The organism is Burkholderia plantarii (genome assembly GCF_001411805.1).
Lineage (GTDB): Bacteria > Pseudomonadota > Gammaproteobacteria > Burkholderiales > Burkholderiaceae > Burkholderia > Burkholderia plantarii.
In genome coordinates this window covers 120,315-136,193 of sequence record NZ_CP007212.1, presented here as the reverse complement: position 1 = coordinate 136,193, position 15,879 = coordinate 120,315, and the positions used below count along the sequence as shown (strand labels likewise).

Here is a 15,879-nt window from a genome sequence, read left to right as displayed (position 1 = left end):
GCCGATGAGCGCCCTGCCCACCCCGTCGGGCCGGGCCGCGGCCGCCGCGCCCGGCTTCGGCGAGACCACCCGGCTCGCGCGCGGCCTCGGCTGCCTGCTGCGCGGCATCGAACATTTCTGCGCGGCGGTACTGGCCGCCGACGTCGCCGTGGTGTTCATCTCGGTGATCTACCGCTACTTCCTGCACGACCCGGTGGACTGGGCCGAGGAGGTGGCGGGCGCGCTGATGATCGTGCTGGTGTTCTGCGGCGCGGCCACCGTGCTCGCGCGCAGCCAGCACGTGGGCGTGGACCTGTTCCGCGGCCTGCTGCCGGCGCGCTGGCAGCCCGCGCTGGTGCAGCTCGGCCACTGGGTGATCGCGGGCGTGGCGGGCAACCTCTGCGTGTCGTCGTGCCTGCTGCTGGTCGATTCCTACGGCCAGATGACGCCGAGCGGGCTGCCGGCCTGGATCGACGTCTATCCGCTGGTGGCCGGCAGCGCGTTCATGGCGATCTTCGCGCTCGCCAACGCGCTGAACGGCCCGCGCGCCACGGTGCTCGGCACCTTCCTCGGCGGCGTGCTGGCCGCCGCCGCGGTGGTGGCCTGGAACGCGTTCGTACCCGGCCACGCGCTCTCGCCGGGGCTGCTGCTGGCGGCGGGCTTCTTCGGCGGGCTGCTGCTCGGCGTGCCGATCGGCTTCGTGCTGGCGCTCTCGGCGCTGCTCTACTTCCTCGCCGATCCGTCGCTGCCGATGCTGGTCTACGCGCAGCAGGTGATGGCCGGCACCGACCACTTCGTGCTGCTGGCGATCCCGTTCTTCGTGCTGGCCGGCCTGCTGATGGAAACCAACGGCATGTCCTCGCGCCTGATCGAGCTGCTGTTGCGGCTGTTCGGGCGCGTGCGCGGCGGCCTCGGCCTGATCACCATCATCGCCACGGCGTTCTTCTCGGGCGTGTCGGGCTCGAAGCTGGCCGACATCGCCGCGGTGGGCGGCGTGGTGATGCCGGCGGTGCGCCAGAGCGGCGAGGATCCGGACGAGGCCGCCGCGCTGCTGGCCTGCAGCGCGGTGATGGCCGAGACCATCCCGCCCTGTGTGAACATGATCATCATGGGCTTCGTGGCCAACATCTCGATCGCCGGACTGTTCCTGGCGGGCGTGGTGCCGGCCGTGGTGCTGGCGGTGGCGCTGGCCGTGGTGGCCGTGATCGCCGGGCGCCGCATCGACGTGGCCGCCGCGCTGCCGAACCCGCGCCACTGGCTGCCGCTGGCGGGCGGCGCGCTGGTCGCGCTGGTGATGATCGCGATGATCGGCAAGGGCGTGACCTCGGGCATCGCCACCTCCACCGAGGTGTCGGCGTTCGCGGTGGTCTACGCGCTGCTGGTGGGCTGGCTCGCGTTCCGCGAACTCACGCCGCGCTCGATCGTGCGCGTGTTCGTGCGCTCGGCGTCGATGGCCAGCAGCATCCTGTTCATCGTCGCGGCGGCGTCCAGCGTCTCGTTCGCGCTGACCGTCGAGCAGATCCCGGCACTGGTGTCCGATTCGATGATCGCGTTCGCGCATCAGTACGGGCCGACCCTGTTCGTGCTGCTCTCGGTGCTGCTGATGATCGTGTTCGGCGCGGTGCTCGAGGGCGCGCCCGCGCTGATCATCTTCGGGCCGCTGCTCACGCCGATCGCCACCCAGCTCGGCATCGATCCGCTGCACTTCGGCACCGTGATCGTGGTGGCGATGGGGCTCGGCCTGTTCGCGCCGCCCGTCGGGCTCGGCCTGTTCGCCACCTGCGCGATCACCGGCACCGACGTGAAGGCGGTGGCGCGCCCCATGCTCAAGTATCTGGTGGTACTGTGCGCCGCTTTGGTGGTACTGATTCTGGTGCCGTCGTTTTCATTGTGGTTGCCGAACCGCTTCGGCCTGTAGCGCCTCTACACACCCAGCCATGAGCACCATTCAGGATGTCGCGCGCCACGCCGGCGTGTCGGTCAGCACGGTATCGAACGTCCTCAACGGCCGCGTCGACCAGATGCGCGAGGAAACCCTCGCGCGCGTGCGCGCCGCGATGGACGCGCTCGACTATCGCCCGAGCAAGCTGGCGCGGCAGCTGAAAACCGGCCAGACGCCGCTGGTCGGGCTGCTGGTGCCGTCGATCGCCAACCCGATGTACGGCTACATCGCGCGCGAGGTGGAAACCCTCGCGCAGGAGCGCTACGGCCACCGCGTGCTGATCGGCAACACCTACCGCGACCCGGTGAAGGAGGCGTCGTTCTTCGACGACCTGCTCTCGCAGGGCGTGCGCCGCGTGATCGTGATCTCGTCGCTGGCCGACGAGCGTCATCTGGAGACCGCCGCCGAACGCGGCATGGTGGTGGTCAGCTACGACCGGCGCGCCACCGGTGGCGGCCACACGCGCATCGGCCACGTCACGCCCGACAACTTCGGCGCCGCGCGCCTCGCCACGCGCCACCTGATCGCGCACGGCCATACGCGGCTCGCCTACGCCACGCTGGCCGGCATGACGATGAGCCGGCGCGACAAGATCGACGGCTTCCTCGCCGCCGCCAGCGAGGCCGGGCTCGCGGCCGGCGCGCGCGTGCTCGACAGCGGCACCGTCGACGAATACGGCGACGCGATGATCGCCGAGAACGGCCGCGCGCTGGCCCGGCGGCTCGCGGCCGAGCCCGCCGCGACGCGGCCTGGCGGCGTGGTGGCCGTCAACGACCTGATGGCGCTCGGCCTGATGGCCGGGCTGCGCGAGGCGGGCCTCGCGGTGCCCGGCGACGTCTCGGTCGTCGGCATGGACGGCCACTTCCTCGCCGCCATCTCGAACCCGGCGCTGACCACCGTGCAGCTGCCGGTGCCGGCCATGGCCGCCGCGATGGTCGAGCGCGTGATGCGCCGGGACGATGCCCCCGCCGCGGCCGAGCCCACGCTGTTCACGGACATCTCGCTCGTCGAGCGCGAATCGGTCGCGCCGCCGGGAGCCCCCCGGCCAACCAGGAAAAAGACATGACCCAGGTATTCGTGAGCCATCCGCGCCACATGCTCGACCATTATTTCGGCGCGCGTGCGGCCGCCGCGCTGCGCGCCGTCGCCAGCGTCCGGTTCAACGACGCCGAGCGCGAACTGAGCACCGACGAGCTGATCGCCGCCGCGCGCGACGCCGAGGTGATCATCGGCTACCGGCAGACGCCCGCGCCGCGCGCGCTGTTCGCCGCGCTGCCGAAGCTGCTCGCGTTCGTGCGCTGCGCGGTGGACATCCGCACCGTCGACGTGGCGGCCGCGAGCGAACACGGCGTGCTCGTCACGCAGGCGAGCGCCGGCTTCGTGCCGGCCGTCAGCGAATGGGTGATCGGCGCGATGCTCGACCTCGCGCGCTCGACCAGCGCCTACGCGGCCAGCTACCGGCGCGGCGAGCCGCCGGTGCCGCGCATGGGCCGCGAGCTGCGCGGCGCCACGCTCGGCGTGATCGGCTACGGACAGATCGCGCGCTATCTGTGCGAGCTGGCGCTCGCGTTCGGCATGCGCGTGGTGGTGGCCGATCCGTTCGCCACCGTCACCGACCTGCGCATGCACCAGGTCGAACTCGACGCGCTGCTCGGCGAGGCCGACTTCGTGGTCTGCCTGGCGCCCGCCACGCCCGACACGCGCAACCTGATGGACGCGCGCGCGTTCGCGGCGATGAAGCCCGACGCGCTGTTCATCAACGCGGCGCGCGGCGAGCTGGTGGACGAGGCCGCGCTGCTCGCCGCGCTCGACGCCGGCCGGCTGGCCGGGGCCGCGCTCGACGTGGGCCGCGCCGCCGACCAGATGCCGTCGCCGGCGCTGGCCGCGCATCCGCGCGTGCTGGCCACGCCGCACGTGGGCGGCCTCACGCCCGGCGCGATCGAGCACCAGTCGCTCGAAACCGTCGCGCAGACCGAGGCGCTGCTGCAAGGGCGCATCCCGGCCGGCGCGGTGAACGCGGCGCAGGCGCGGCGGCTCGCGCAGCGTCATCCCGCCTCCGCCGCCCTGGCCGGCGCGCCGGAGCCGACACGATGAGCGCGCCGCCGCGATTCGACGGCGCCTGCGACTGCCACGTCCACGTATACGAAGCCGGCTATCCGCTGGCCGCGAGCGCGACCTTCGTGCCGCCGCCCGCGCCCGCCTCGGCCTGCCGCGAGATGCAGCGCGCGCTCGGCCTGTCGCGCGTGGTGGTGGTGCAGCCGACCGGCTATGGCTTCGACAATCGCTGCACGCTCGCCGCGATCGCCGAACTCGGCGACGGCGCGCGCGGCGTGGCGGTGGTGCCGCCCGAGGTCGGGGATGCCGAACTGGAGCGGCTGCACGCGGGCGGGATTCGCGGCGTGCGCTTCATGATGCTGCCCGGCGGGCTGCTGCCGTGGGACGCGCTGCCGGCGCTGGCCGCGCGCATCGCGCCGCTCGGCTGGCACATCGACCTGCAGCTCGACGGCCATACGCTGCCGCAACACGAGGCGCAGCTCGCGCAGCTGCCGGCGCGGCTCGTGATCGATCATCTCGGCAAGTTCCTCGGGCCGCTCGCGCCCGACGGCGCGGCGCTCGCCGCGCTCGACCGGCTGCTCGACGGGCCGCGCTGCTGGGTCAAGCTGTCGGCGCCCTACGAAAGCTCGCGGGACGGCCCGCCCGCCTACGACGACCGCGCCTGGCTCGCGCGCCACCTGGCCGAACGCCATCCCGAACGCTGCCTGTGGGCCTCGAACTGGCCGCATCCGAACGTGAAGCCGGTGCCCGACGACGCGCGGCTGCTCGACTGGGCGATGGGCTGCATCGACGACGACGCGGTGCGCCGCCGGATCCTCGTCGACAATCCGGCCGAGCTGTACGGGTTCGGGGCGGCGTGAAGTCGGCGTGAGTTGACGTGAGGCCGGCCTGAAATCGACCCGGAGCCAGCCTGAGATCGGCCGGAATCCGGCGGCCCTGCCCGAGACACGACGCAACCCGCGTGGCCGCCTGCGCCGCCGTGCCTGGCGAGCCGCTCAGGGCTGGCCGTGCTGCCAGGTGTTGAGGTAGCACTCGCCGCCCGCCTGCCAGCCGAGCCGCACCTGCACGGCCTGCTCGACCGTCGAGACGGCGTTCGGCGTCAGCACGTCGGTGAACGGCGAGTCGAACGCGAACGACGACGGCGTGCTGCCCGGGCTCGGCCCCCACATCGTCGCGACGCAGGTGGTGGCGGGGAGGTTGGTCACGGCCGTGCCGAGCGAATGGATCGACGCCCGGAAGTCCGGATAGAGCGCGCCACCGCCTCGCGCGATCGCGCCTCCACCGCCGTGCGCAGGCCCCGGCGCAGTACCGCCAGCAACCCGCGCAACCCGTCGAGCGTCACGCCGTGCAGGTAGTGCGGCCACGCGCGATCCCGGAACGCGGCGCCCGCGTCGTCGGCCGTGCCGCGCAGGCCGCTCGGATCGCGCAGCAGCCCGGGCAGCGCGAGCGCCATCGCCGCGCCATGCAGCGCGCAGCCTCTGTCCCAGGCGCCCCGCCTGCCGTGCAGCGCGGCGTCCGAACCTGCAACGCCGAGGCGGCGGTCGGGCTGCAGGGCCGGCAACCGTTTCCGGACGAGAAATCCCATGCGTGGCGCTCCGGCGGATGATCGACGGGGCCCGGGTCTAGATGGGCGGCCGGACAAATCCTGTCCGATGCGCGAGAGCAGGCGGCGGGCGATTGGCGGCCTTCACCAGGCCGTCGGGCCGCCGGGTCGCGAGTCGCGTCGCGCCGCTCGCGAACCCGGCAACCCGGCCTCCAGCCCATCTCCCGCCCGACCATCACGGCCCCGCGCGCGCCGTCCCTGTAGCGCGTTTGTGCTACAGAAATCGCACGTGGCCATTCCTATACTCACGCCCAAATAAACGACACCGCACGCCGCCGCATCACGCAGGCGCGCCGGTGCCGGCATGGCCGATCCAACGCCGCGTCGACGGCGCCGCCCACCCGAACCGGGGCCGTCCGCCATGCCACGATTCGCCCGTTCCGGGCGTGACTCGCAGCACCCATTCCATGAGATACCAACATGACCACGCCAAACTTTGAAGTGCTCGTCCACGTGCATGACCTCGGGGACATCACCGTCGGTCCGGACGAATACGCCGGCGCACGCGGCAAGGACAAGACGCTCGAGGGCTTCCGGATCCGTTTCCCGGACGCGGCGGGACTCGGGCTGCGCTACATGGCCCACGTCGCCGAAACGGGCGACACGGGCTGGCGCGGGGATGGCGAGTTCGTCGGCAGCCGCGGCAGGAACGCGCCGGTGCAGGGCTTCGCGATCACGCTGACGGGCGAGAAGTCCACGGAATACGACGTCGTCTACATGGCCTATCAGCACGGCGGCGGCGAGACCGCCTGGTGCGCGAACGGCGCGTTCTGCGGCACGCGCGGCCAGGCGCGCGACCTCGATGCGATGGTGGTCAAGCTGGTACCGAAGTTCGCGGTGCGCGTGCATGTGCCGGGCGTGGGCGACGTCACGGCGGGCCCGAACGAAGCCGCCGGCGCGCCCGACCAGGGTCTGCCGCTGAGCGGCTTCCAGATCCGGCCCGCCGCGACCTCCGGCCTGTCGCTTCAATACATGGCGCATCTGGCCGGCACGGGCGATACGCCCTGGCTCGGCGACGGCGAGTTCGTCGGCGGCGAGGACGGCCGGCAGTCGGTGGAAGGCTTCGCGATCAGGCTGACCGGCGACCATTTCGCCGACTACGACGTCTTCTACCGGGCGCACGACACGCGAGGCACCGAGACCGCCTGGTGCGCGAACGGCGAGTTCTGCGGCACGCGCGGCCAGTCGCGCCCGCTCGACGCGATCACCGTCAAGCTCGTGCGCAAATTCTCGGTGCTGGTGCATGTGCAGCAGCTCGGCGACATCACCGTCGGCCCCAACGAATACGCCGGCGCGCGCGGCGACAGCAAGGCCCTCGAGGGCTTCCAGATCAAGTTCGCCGCCCCGGTCGGCCTTGGCCTGCGCTACATGGCGCACGTGACCGGCAAGGGCGATACCGGCTGGGTCAAGGACGGCGAGTTCGCCGGCACGCGCGGCCAGCAAGCGACGATCCAGGGGTTCGCGATCGAGTTGACCGGGGAGAACTTCACGCGCTACGACATCTTTTACATGGCGTACCGCCACGGCGGCGGCGGCGAGACCGCCTGGTGCTCGAACGGCGAGTTCTGCGGCTCGCGCGACGCCGCATCGCGATTCGACGCGATCGTCGTCAAGCTCGTCAAGCGTGCGCCGAACTACGTGTCCATCATCTCGAAGGCGCGCTCGGCGTCGGGACGGATGCTGCTCATCACCGGGCATCCGGCTCCGGGCACCGTGACGGTGGACGTCCACGGCGACGAGAACTGGCAGACCTGGGACCAGCGCCTGGTGCCGAGCCGCTCCGGCTTCTTCCTGATCAGCAAGGCCGACCCGACCCGCTGCATCGCGCGTCGCGGCAACCGCGAGCCGACCGCGCTCGCGGAGATTCGCTCGACGAAGCTCGAGGACTGCATCTGGCGCAACGACACCGTGCCCGGCCTGTACAACGCGATCAACTGCCTGAGCGATTGGGAATTGAAGCTGAACATGCGCCGCTCCGATGCGTATCCGGACCGAGGCAACGTCCTGCAGATCTTCAACTGGGACGATGCGTCTCCCTACGAACTCTGGCGCACCACCACGCAGCGCTACGACGTCGTCGCCGGCGGCGATGAGCATGCGCTGAACAGCGTGGCCGACGCGATTTACCGCGGCTGCTATCCCCAGGTGTTCAAGGCGTCGATCGACGTGGACCGCGAAGGCCTCACCCGGGTCGGCTTCGACATGCGCACCGCGCCGGTGTTCAGGCTCGCGCCGCCGGCGGTGCGGCCGCGCTCGGCACAATCGGCCCTTTCCGCCGAGCAGCAGGCGTTGCAGGAGCAGGCCGACGCGGCGAGCTTTTCCGCCAGTGTCGCCCAGGTGCGGCTGACGGCGGGCGGCGCGATCGCCGCCGAACTGGACGCCCGGCTGGAGGCCGCCGCGACGGTCCGGTTCGACCGCGACAGCCGCCTGACGATTCATCTCGACCGGGGCGAGTTGCAGATCGCCTCAGGGCAGATCGACGAACCGCTGCGGGTCATCCTGGAACTCGCGCTGAACCAGGCCTTCCTGCCGCTGCTGCTCGACTACCTGAACCGGGAAATTCTCGGGCGCATTGCGATTCCCGCGCTGGACCTGAACGGCGTTCAATTCGCCGCGCCGGTGGTCGCCGTGCAGCCGCCCTACCTGCTCGGCTCGACCTGCATGGCGCCGGACGCGGCGGTCACCCCGCCGCCGTCCGGTTGGCCCCGCGGGCGCCTGTTCTGCGGCGTCGACACGCCCACCCTGGATGCCGTCGCCACCACCTTCCTGAAAGACATTTCCGTGCGTGACCGGTGGAGCCGCGACCTCGGCATCACGACCGTCTCGGCGGAATACTGGCTGACCTTCGCCAATCCCCGGTTCCAGGTGACCGCGGGGGCGGGCAACCGGTACAAGCTGTCGATCGGCGTGGACGGCGGCGCGAAGCTCGCCGCCTCGACCATCTTTGGCGATGTCGGCTTCACCGCCAGTGCCGACGGTTCCGTACAGGCCGAGGCCTCGATCGAGATCACGCCGGAGCGGAAAGTGAAGATCGTGTTCCGGGCGCTCGACGACGTCGACGTGAACTGGCATTTCCACGGCCTGCCCGTGATTGTCGACGCCGGCGTGTTGTTGAGTGCCTTCAACCCCGTCATCAGGGAAGCGGTCACGGCGGCGCTGCGCGGCCTGGCGTTCGACGTCTACACGATCCCCGAGATCGAGACGACGATCGGCGGCAGGAGCGTCACGATCACGCTGCGGGGGCTGGGGCTCGATTCGATGCAGGACGCGGCGAGAAAGGCGCTGGTGGTGGCGGCGGGGGAAGTCGACGTCAGGCTGGAATGAGGAGCCGGGGTGGCGCGTGTCGGTCTTGGCCTTGCGGATGGGGTGGCGGGGTGGGACTGGCATGCGCCCGAAATGGGGGCCGGGGCGCAGTTGCGATCTGATCGCGCCGGCCTCTTCGATGTGATTCCCGCTCGGGTTCCGCCCGGGTGGGCTTCAGGGCGGTTTCTGGTGGTCTTCGCCTGGAATCCGGTCTGATTGGTGCTGCCGTCGGCGATATAGGCGGGCTACGAACAAGCCCTGGCGCCAGGTTTTTCCCGTCCCGCATGCCGCGACGGACGGACCCCGGCCTCGCGAGCCGGACGAATTCTCGGGTTCGACCCACCTTCCGGCAGCCGGCCTGTATTCGCGTAGGGCCGCGTGTTTTTCCCTGTGTGTTTCCCATGACGCTCTGGCGCCGGATTTCGCGGGCATGCCTTGGCGTTCTGCGAACGCAAATACCCACGCGCCTTATCCAGCGCGGCTTTTCAAGACTTCGGGAAATTTCGGAGAACAACCAGATGGCGCGCCCGGCTGGGATCGAACCAGCAACCCCTGCCTTCGGAGGGCAGTACTCTATCCATTGAGCTACGGGCGCATCGGGGAAACCGCGTCACGACCCTGAAAAACCATTCGGTGACGTCGGCAAGACCGAAAGCATACCCGGTTTCGCCCACAGCGTCCACCGGCCGCGCCCGCCACCGCCGTGGCCCGCATGCGTGCGGGTAAACGCGCGTCGCAACCGGCCCTTTGCGCGGAAAAAGAGGCGTCTATAATCATTCGAGCTTCCGTCGTCAGACATTCTGCCGCAGCCGAACCCGAGCACAATTCCTATTCACGGAGACGAGGCCAGCATGAGCGAAGCGCCCCAACACGAAGCGCCCATCAAGACGCCCGGGCAACTGATCGCCGTGATCGTCGCGTCGTTCGCGATCCCGATCGTCATCATCATCCTGCTGGCCGGCTATGCCGATCACGCGTTCCGCTCCGGCGCCGGCACCGACGGCCTGTCGGACGCGGCCGTCGCGCAGCGCATCGCGCCGCTCGCGCAGGTCGACGTCAAGGACGCCAACGCGCCGAAGACCTACAAGAGCGGCGAAGCCATCTACCAGGCGGTCTGCGTGACCTGCCACGGCACCGGCGCGGCCGGCGCGCCGAAGTTCGGCAACGCCGGCGACTGGGCACCGCGCATCGCGCAGGGCTACGACACGCTGCTGCACACGGCGCTGACCGGCAAGGGCGCGATGCCCGCGCGCGGCGGCACCAGCCCCGACGACGTCAGCGATTTCGAAATTGCGCGCGCCGTCGTTTACATGGCGAACCACGCCGGCGCGAACTTCGCGGAACCGGCCCAGCCGGCCGCCAACGCGGCACCGGCCTCGGGCGCAGCGGCCGATGCCGCGGCAGCCTCGGGCGCGAGCGGCGCCGACACCGCGAACACGCAGGCGGCCGCCGCGATGGCCGCGATCGCCGCGCTGCCGAAACCGGGCGCCGCACCGGCCGCCGTGCCCGCCGCGGGCGGCGCCGGGCAGGCGCTCTACAACTCGACCTGTCAGGCCTGCCACGCCACCGGCGTGCTGGGCGCGCCGAAGTTCGGCAACAAGGCCGACTGGGCGCCGCGCCTGGCCGATCCGATCGACAAGATCTACAACTACGCGCTGCACGGCAAGGGCTCGATGCCGCCGAAGGGCGGTTCGAACGCCTCCGACGAGGACGTGAAGGCCGCCGTCGACTACATGGTCAACGCGGCGAAATAAACGAAGCGGCGCCGGTCGCCACGCGCCCCTCAACAACGCATCGGCTCGTGTCCGCCAACGGCGGCACGGGCCGATTCCCATGGCGCGGGCGGCAAGCGCGCCGCCCGCCCCGGCTTACTTCTGCAGCAACGCCTTCAGGCTCGCCAGCCGGTCCTTCGGCGTCATCGGCGCCTCCTCCGGCGTGGGCGGCGGCGCGTCGTCGAGCACCATCTCGGCGATGAAGCGCGACGGCTCGCAGACGATCGTCTCGCGCGCCCGCTTGCGCTTCTTGCACCAGTTCAGATGGAGGCTGCGCTGCGCACGCGTGATCGCCACGTACATCAGGCGGCGCTCCTCCTCGATCCGCTCGTCGTCGATCGCGTCGTCCTCCGAACCGCCGCGGTGCGGCATCACGCCTTCCTCGACCCCCACCAGGAACACGTGCGGGTATTCGAGCCCCTTCGAGGCATGCACGGTGGACAACCGCACCGCGTCGGGATCCTCCTCCTTGCCCTCGAGCATCGACATCAGCGCGACGGTCTGGATCAGCCCGAGCAGGTTCTTGCCGGTGTCGGCGAGCCCGTCGGCGTTGTGGAAACCCTCGGCCTCGCCGTCCACGGCCTCGGCCTCGGGCTTGGTGCCCTTGCGCTTGAGCCATTCGAGGAATTCCAGCACGTTCTGCCACTTGGATTGCGCCTGGCGCTCGTCGAACGCGTCGTACAGATACGCCTCGTAGTGGATCGCCTCCATCATGTCGTCGAGCACGACGGTGGCGGGATCCTTGTCGGCGCGCTCGGTCAGGCGCTGGATGAAGTCGCAGAACATGCGCAGCGGCTCGACCTGCCGCGCCGACAGCCGCGCCTCGATGCCGCCCATGTAGACGGCCTCGAACAGCGACACCTTGGCCTGCCCGGCGAACGAGCCGAGCGCCTCCAGCGTGGTGTTGCCGATGCCGCGGCGCGGCGTGGTGACGGCGCGGATGAAGGCGGGATCGTCGTCGGCGTTGGCGATCAGGCGCAGGTAGGCGCACAGATCCTTGATCTCGGCCTTGTCGAAGAACGACTGGCCGCCCGACAGCACGTAGGGAATCCGCTCGCGGCGCAGCACCTGCTCGAAGATGCGCGCCTGGAAGTTGCCGCGATAGAGGATCGCGTAGTCGCGGAACTGCGTGCGCCGTTCGAACTTGTGCGCCGAAAGCCGGAATACCACCGATTCGGCCTCGTGCTCCTCGTCGTTGCAGGGCGTGACGGTGATGGTGTCGCCCATGCCGTGCTCGGACCACAGCTTCTTCTCGAACAGCTTCGGGTTGTTGGCGATCACGTTGTTCGCGGCGGTCAGGATCCGCACCGTCGAGCGGTAGTTCTGCTCGAGCTTGACCAGATGCAGCTTCGGGAAATCCTTGCCGAGCTGCGCGAGGTTTTCCAGCGTGGCGCCGCGCCAGCCGTAGATCGCCTGGTCGTCGTCGCCGACCGCCGTGAACGCCGCGCGCGGGCCGGCCAGCAGCTTGAGCAGCTGGTACTGGCAGGCGTTGGTGTCCTGGTATTCGTCGATCAGCAGATAGCGCAGCTTGTTCTGCCAGCGGTCGCGCACCTGCTCGTTGCTGGCGAACAGCTCGGTGGGCAGCCGGATCAGGTCGTCGAAATCGACGGCCTGATAGGCATGCAGCGTCGCCACGTAATTGCGGTAGACGAGCGCGGCCTGATGCTCGTCCTCGTTGGCGGCGATCGTCATGGCCTCTTCGGGCGTGATCAGGCCGTTCTTCCAGAGCGAGATGATGTTCTGGATCTTGCGGATCAGGCCCTTGTCGGTGGTGCCGATCTGCTCCTGCACCATGCCGAAGCAGTCGTCCGAATCCATGATCGAGAACTGCGGCTTGAGCCCGACGTGCTCGGCTTCCTGGCGCAGGATCTGCACCCCGAGCGAGTGGAAGGTGCAGACCGTCAGCTGGTTGACGGGCACCTTGCGGCCTTCCTTGCCGGGCGTGGTCAGCGTCTTGCCTTCGAGCAGCTTGCCGACGCGCTCGCGCATTTCGGCGGCCGCCTTGTTGGTGAACGTCACGGCCGCGATGTGGCGCGGCTCGAAACCCTTGTTCTCGATCAGATGGGCAATCTTCTGCGTGATCACGCGCGTCTTGCCGCTGCCGGCGCCGGCGAGCACGAGGCAGGGACCGTCGAGATAGCGCACCGCTTCGCTTTGAGCGGCATTGAGACCTGCGGACATGGTGGCGGATGGAGTGCGTGCGGATGACGGCGCCGCCGCCGCGCCTCGAGCCTCGAGCCTCGGGCGGGCGCGCTGTGCGCGGCGCGAAGGCGGCGCGGATCGGAAAACGGCGGGCGCGGGAGCCGCATGTTAACACGCCGCGAAGGCGCCGGCCGGATGCCGCGAGCGCAAAAAATGAAAACGCGCGCGCGCCGGTGGCATGGCCTCGAAGGGTATGGAAACGGGGCGGCGGCACGGACACGGCGACGCCCGACACCTTGGCTGCGGGGTCGATTCCCCGGTGAGCGTCGAGCGGCCGCCCCGATCCGCCCGCGCCGTGCGCCACCCGGTGTTCGCGCCCCGGTTGCCGTGCCAGAATAGCCGGTCGCGGGGTGGCCGCCGCGCGCCGGCGGCGCCGGCCTGCCGTCACGCTCCGTTCGATCTCGCACGCTGACAGGATTCGCTCATGACGTCTCTACTGAAAGTTGGTCTGATGGGTTTCGGCTTCGCCGGCGCGACGTTCCACGCCCCGGTGATCGCGCACAGCGGCCGCACCCGGGTCGCCGCGATCGCGACCGGGCAGCCGGACAAGGCGCGCGCCGCGTATCCGGGCGCGGCGGTGGTGGCCGATTTCGACGCGCTGCTCGCGCACCGCGACGTCGAATGCGTGGTGATCGCCACGCCGAACGACACGCACTTCGACCTCGCGCGCCGCGCGCTCGACGCGGGCAAGCACGTGGTGGTGGACAAGCCGGTCACGCTGAGCTCGGCCGAGGCGCGCGCGCTCGCGCGCCTGGCCCGCGAGCGCGGCCTGGTGTTCGCACCGTTCCACAACCGCCGCTGGGACGGCGATTTCCTCACCGTACGCGCGCTGGTGGCGGGCGGCGAACTGGGCCGCATCACCTGGTTCGAATCGCATTTCGACCGCTTTCGCCCGCAGATCCGCCAGCGCTGGCGCGAGGACGCAACGCGCGGCGGCGGCCTGCTGTTCGACCTGGGCCCGCACCTGATCGACCAGGCGCTGACGCTGTTCGGCGCGCCCGAGACGGTCAGCGCCACGGTGAAGGCGCGCCGCGACCAGGCCGAGGCGACCGATCTCGTCCACCTGCTGCTCGGCTATCCGGACAAGGAAGTGCTGCTGCACGCGAGCGCGCTGGCCGCGATCGAGCCGGCGCGCTTCACGGTCCTCGGCACGCGCGGCGGCTATCAGAAGTTCGGCCTCGATACGCAGGAGGACCAGTTGAAGGCCGGGCTCACGCCGGACCACGTCGAGTTCGGCGGCGGCAACCCGCCCGGCGTGCTGCGCCTGCTCGACGGCGAGGTCGAGACGGAGCGGCCGGTGCCGACGCTCGACGGCCAGTACGCCGAGTTCTACCGCGCGCTGGCCGCCTCGGTGCAGGACGGCGCACCGTTCACGGTGGCCGCGCAGGACGCCGTGGACGTGATGGCGATCATCGAGCTGGCTGACCGGAGCGCCCGCGAAGGCCGCCAGCTGCCGTTCGTGCGCGAAGCGTTCTGACCGGCGCCGGACCGCGCATGGAGATTCGGCCGTCCGCCGATCCGACGGTCTGGCAAGAACAATCCGTTACAAAAGCGTCGGGAACCCGCGCCCAGGCCGAGTCAGTCTGAAGCATGCTTCGAAAAGCCGGTCCGCAGCTGGCCCCCGCCGGGATCGCGGGGGAGGCTCCCGGGCCGGCTTTTGCTTCACCGATACGACAATCAGGAGAATGATCCATGCAACGGTTGATCCGCACGGCCGTCGGCGCCGCCCTCGTCGCCTCGCTGGCCGCGTGTGTCATCACGCCGCCACCGCCGGCGAAGCGGCCGGCGCCGCGCCCGCGTCCCACTCAACCGGCCCCTGCCCAGCCATTGCCTCCGCCGCCGCAACCGGCACCGACGCCGATCGGCGTCGAACGCATGAACGACGTGCTCGGCCGGATCGACAGCCTCGGCCGCCGCATCGACACGCGCGTGAACGGCGGCAACTACCCGCCGCCGCAAGGCCAGGCGCTGCATCGCCGGCTCGACGTGATCCGCCAGGAAGCGACCGACATGGGCGCGCAGCACGGCGGCGGCCTGACCGCCGACGAGCAGCGCGTGCTGAACCAGGAACTCGACACGGCCGCGCGCGCGATCGGCGTCTGAGTCCGGCGCCGGCGATGGCTCCGGCCGCGCGGGTACGTCACCTGCCGCGCGCTTCCGGCCTGACACCTCTTCTGTTTCCACGCCACCGCCGCCGCGCTGCGGATCACGCACGCGCCGCGTGCTGGCGGGCGCGATCACCCGACCGCGCCCTGTCGATGTTCATTTTCCCGTTCACCGCCTTGCCGGTCGCCGGTCGCCGGTCGCCGGTCGCCGGTCGCCGGTCGCCGGTCGCCGGTCGCCGGTCGCCGGTCGCCGCCGGGATTGTCCACCGTCGATCCACTGTTTATCCCTGCGTTATCCCCGCGGTTATCCCGTGCCTGTCCACCGCTTTTCCCGCTACTTGCCCCCAGGCTTTTCCCCTGGCGATCCACCGCTTCTCCACAGGCTTATCCCGGGCTTGTCCACGCGCGATCCACCGGCTTTTCCACTACCAGACCCTCACTTGCCCCCTGTCAATCCACAGCTTTTCCACCGCGTTATCCCCAGCCGCTCCCGCCACCTCCACCACACCCGCGCCACGCGCCTGCCGCCCGCCCGCCGGTCGTCACGCACCGCCGCGCTTGTCGTGAAGCGACGTCAATTTGAGCAAATTGACAACCCATCCGGCCTCGCGTAAATTCGCCGGCACGCGTCGGGAGAGCGTGCGACCGTTTGTCATCAAACCGGTCGTGCCGCCGAAGGGGCATACCCAGAAACTCTCAGGCAAAAGGACCGAACGCGTCGGATCACCCGCGCCACGCAATCGCGTCGCGCGGCGGAGTTCGGACTCTGGAGAGCGGCAGTAGCCACGTGCGCGAGCATCGGCAGGCTGCCCACCGAAGGGGCGCGCGCAGGCCGGCAACGGCGGCGCAATCTCTCAGGTATCGAGGACAGAGGGGCTGCAATGAATCGCAGGCGGCATCACGCGCTTGCGCCTCGTT

The 15,879-nt window shown here is 70.4% G+C and carries 11 protein-coding genes, 1 tRNA gene and 2 riboswitches; of the genes, 8 read left to right on the top strand and 4 right to left on the bottom strand.

Going from position 1 to position 15,879, the window contains the following annotated elements; genetic code table 11:
- Window positions 1-4 precede the first annotated feature (4 nt).
- Genes bpln_RS00545 through bpln_RS00530 form a run of 4 tightly spaced genes read left to right on the top strand, consistent with a single transcriptional unit; the run spans window position 5 to window position 4,836 of the window.
- On the top strand, window positions 5-1,897 hold the full coding sequence (locus tag bpln_RS00545; RefSeq protein WP_055137859.1) for a TRAP transporter large permease: 1,893 nt from the start codon (window positions 5-7) through the stop codon (window positions 1,895-1,897).
- A gap of 19 nt (window positions 1,898-1,916) precedes the next feature.
- Window positions 1,917-2,987 (top strand): LacI family DNA-binding transcriptional regulator, encoded by a 1,071-nt coding sequence (locus tag bpln_RS00540; protein ID WP_055137858.1) that lies wholly within the window; start codon window positions 1,917-1,919, stop codon window positions 2,985-2,987.
- Window positions 2,984-4,015 (top strand): NAD(P)-dependent oxidoreductase, encoded by a 1,032-nt coding sequence (locus bpln_RS00535; protein WP_055137857.1) that lies wholly within the window; start codon window positions 2,984-2,986, stop codon window positions 4,013-4,015. The genes bpln_RS00540 and bpln_RS00535 overlap by 4 nt, the downstream gene beginning before the upstream one ends.
- Complete coding sequence (locus bpln_RS00530; protein ID WP_042623518.1) at window positions 4,012-4,836, top strand: amidohydrolase family protein; 825 nt, start codon at window positions 4,012-4,014, stop codon at window positions 4,834-4,836. Before bpln_RS00535 ends, bpln_RS00530 begins: the two co-directional genes overlap by 4 nt.
- 135 nt (window positions 4,837-4,971) lie before the next feature.
- Here bpln_RS00530 and bpln_RS00525 read toward each other — a convergent pair whose 3' ends face one another.
- Both bpln_RS00525 and bpln_RS00520 read right to left on the bottom strand, forming a co-directional pair.
- Window positions 4,972-5,181, bottom strand: a complete 210-nt coding sequence (locus tag bpln_RS00525) for a hypothetical protein (RefSeq protein WP_055137856.1) — start codon at window positions 5,179-5,181, stop codon at window positions 4,972-4,974.
- Window positions 5,178-5,561: a hypothetical protein gene (locus tag bpln_RS00520; protein WP_148653916.1), complete on the bottom strand. Its 384-nt coding sequence runs from the start codon at window positions 5,559-5,561 to the stop codon at window positions 5,178-5,180. Before bpln_RS00520 ends, bpln_RS00525 begins: the two co-directional genes overlap by 4 nt.
- Window positions 5,562-5,999: 438 nt before the next feature.
- Here bpln_RS00520 and bpln_RS00515 point away from each other — a divergent pair, with 438 nt between their 5' ends.
- Entirely contained in the window at window positions 6,000-8,903 is a 2,904-nt protein-coding gene (locus tag bpln_RS00515; RefSeq protein ID WP_055137854.1) for a hypothetical protein, read from the top strand.
- Window positions 8,904-9,401: 498 nt separating this feature from the next.
- Here bpln_RS00515 and bpln_RS00510 read toward each other — a convergent pair.
- A tRNA-Arg gene (locus bpln_RS00510) sits at window positions 9,402-9,477 on the bottom strand.
- Between the two features lie 256 nt (window positions 9,478-9,733).
- Between bpln_RS00510 and bpln_RS00505 the strand changes: the two genes are divergently transcribed.
- Window positions 9,734-10,636, top strand: a complete 903-nt coding sequence (locus tag bpln_RS00505) for a c-type cytochrome (RefSeq protein ID WP_055137853.1) — start codon at window positions 9,734-9,736, stop codon at window positions 10,634-10,636.
- Window positions 10,637-10,750: 114 nt separating this feature from the next.
- Here bpln_RS00505 and bpln_RS00500 read toward each other — a convergent pair whose 3' ends face one another.
- On the bottom strand, window positions 10,751-12,835 hold the full coding sequence (locus tag bpln_RS00500) for a UvrD-helicase domain-containing protein (RefSeq protein WP_042623515.1): 2,085 nt from the start codon (window positions 12,833-12,835) through the stop codon (window positions 10,751-10,753).
- Window positions 12,836-13,280: 445 nt separating this feature from the next.
- Between bpln_RS00500 and bpln_RS00495 the strand changes: the two genes are divergently transcribed.
- Window positions 13,281-14,333: an oxidoreductase gene (locus bpln_RS00495; RefSeq protein ID WP_055137852.1), complete on the top strand. Its 1,053-nt coding sequence runs from the start codon at window positions 13,281-13,283 to the stop codon at window positions 14,331-14,333.
- A 215-nt stretch (window positions 14,334-14,548) separates the two neighbouring features.
- Window positions 14,549-14,959 carry a hypothetical protein gene (locus bpln_RS00490; protein WP_042623513.1) on the top strand — a complete coding sequence of 137 codons (411 nt, stop codon included), beginning with the start codon at window positions 14,549-14,551 and terminating at the stop codon, window positions 14,957-14,959.
- Between the two features lie 623 nt (window positions 14,960-15,582).
- Window positions 15,583-15,683, top strand: a riboswitch (glycine riboswitch).
- Window positions 15,684-15,717: 34 nt separating this feature from the next.
- Window positions 15,718-15,842, top strand: a riboswitch (glycine riboswitch).
- Window positions 15,843-15,879 lie beyond the last annotated feature (37 nt).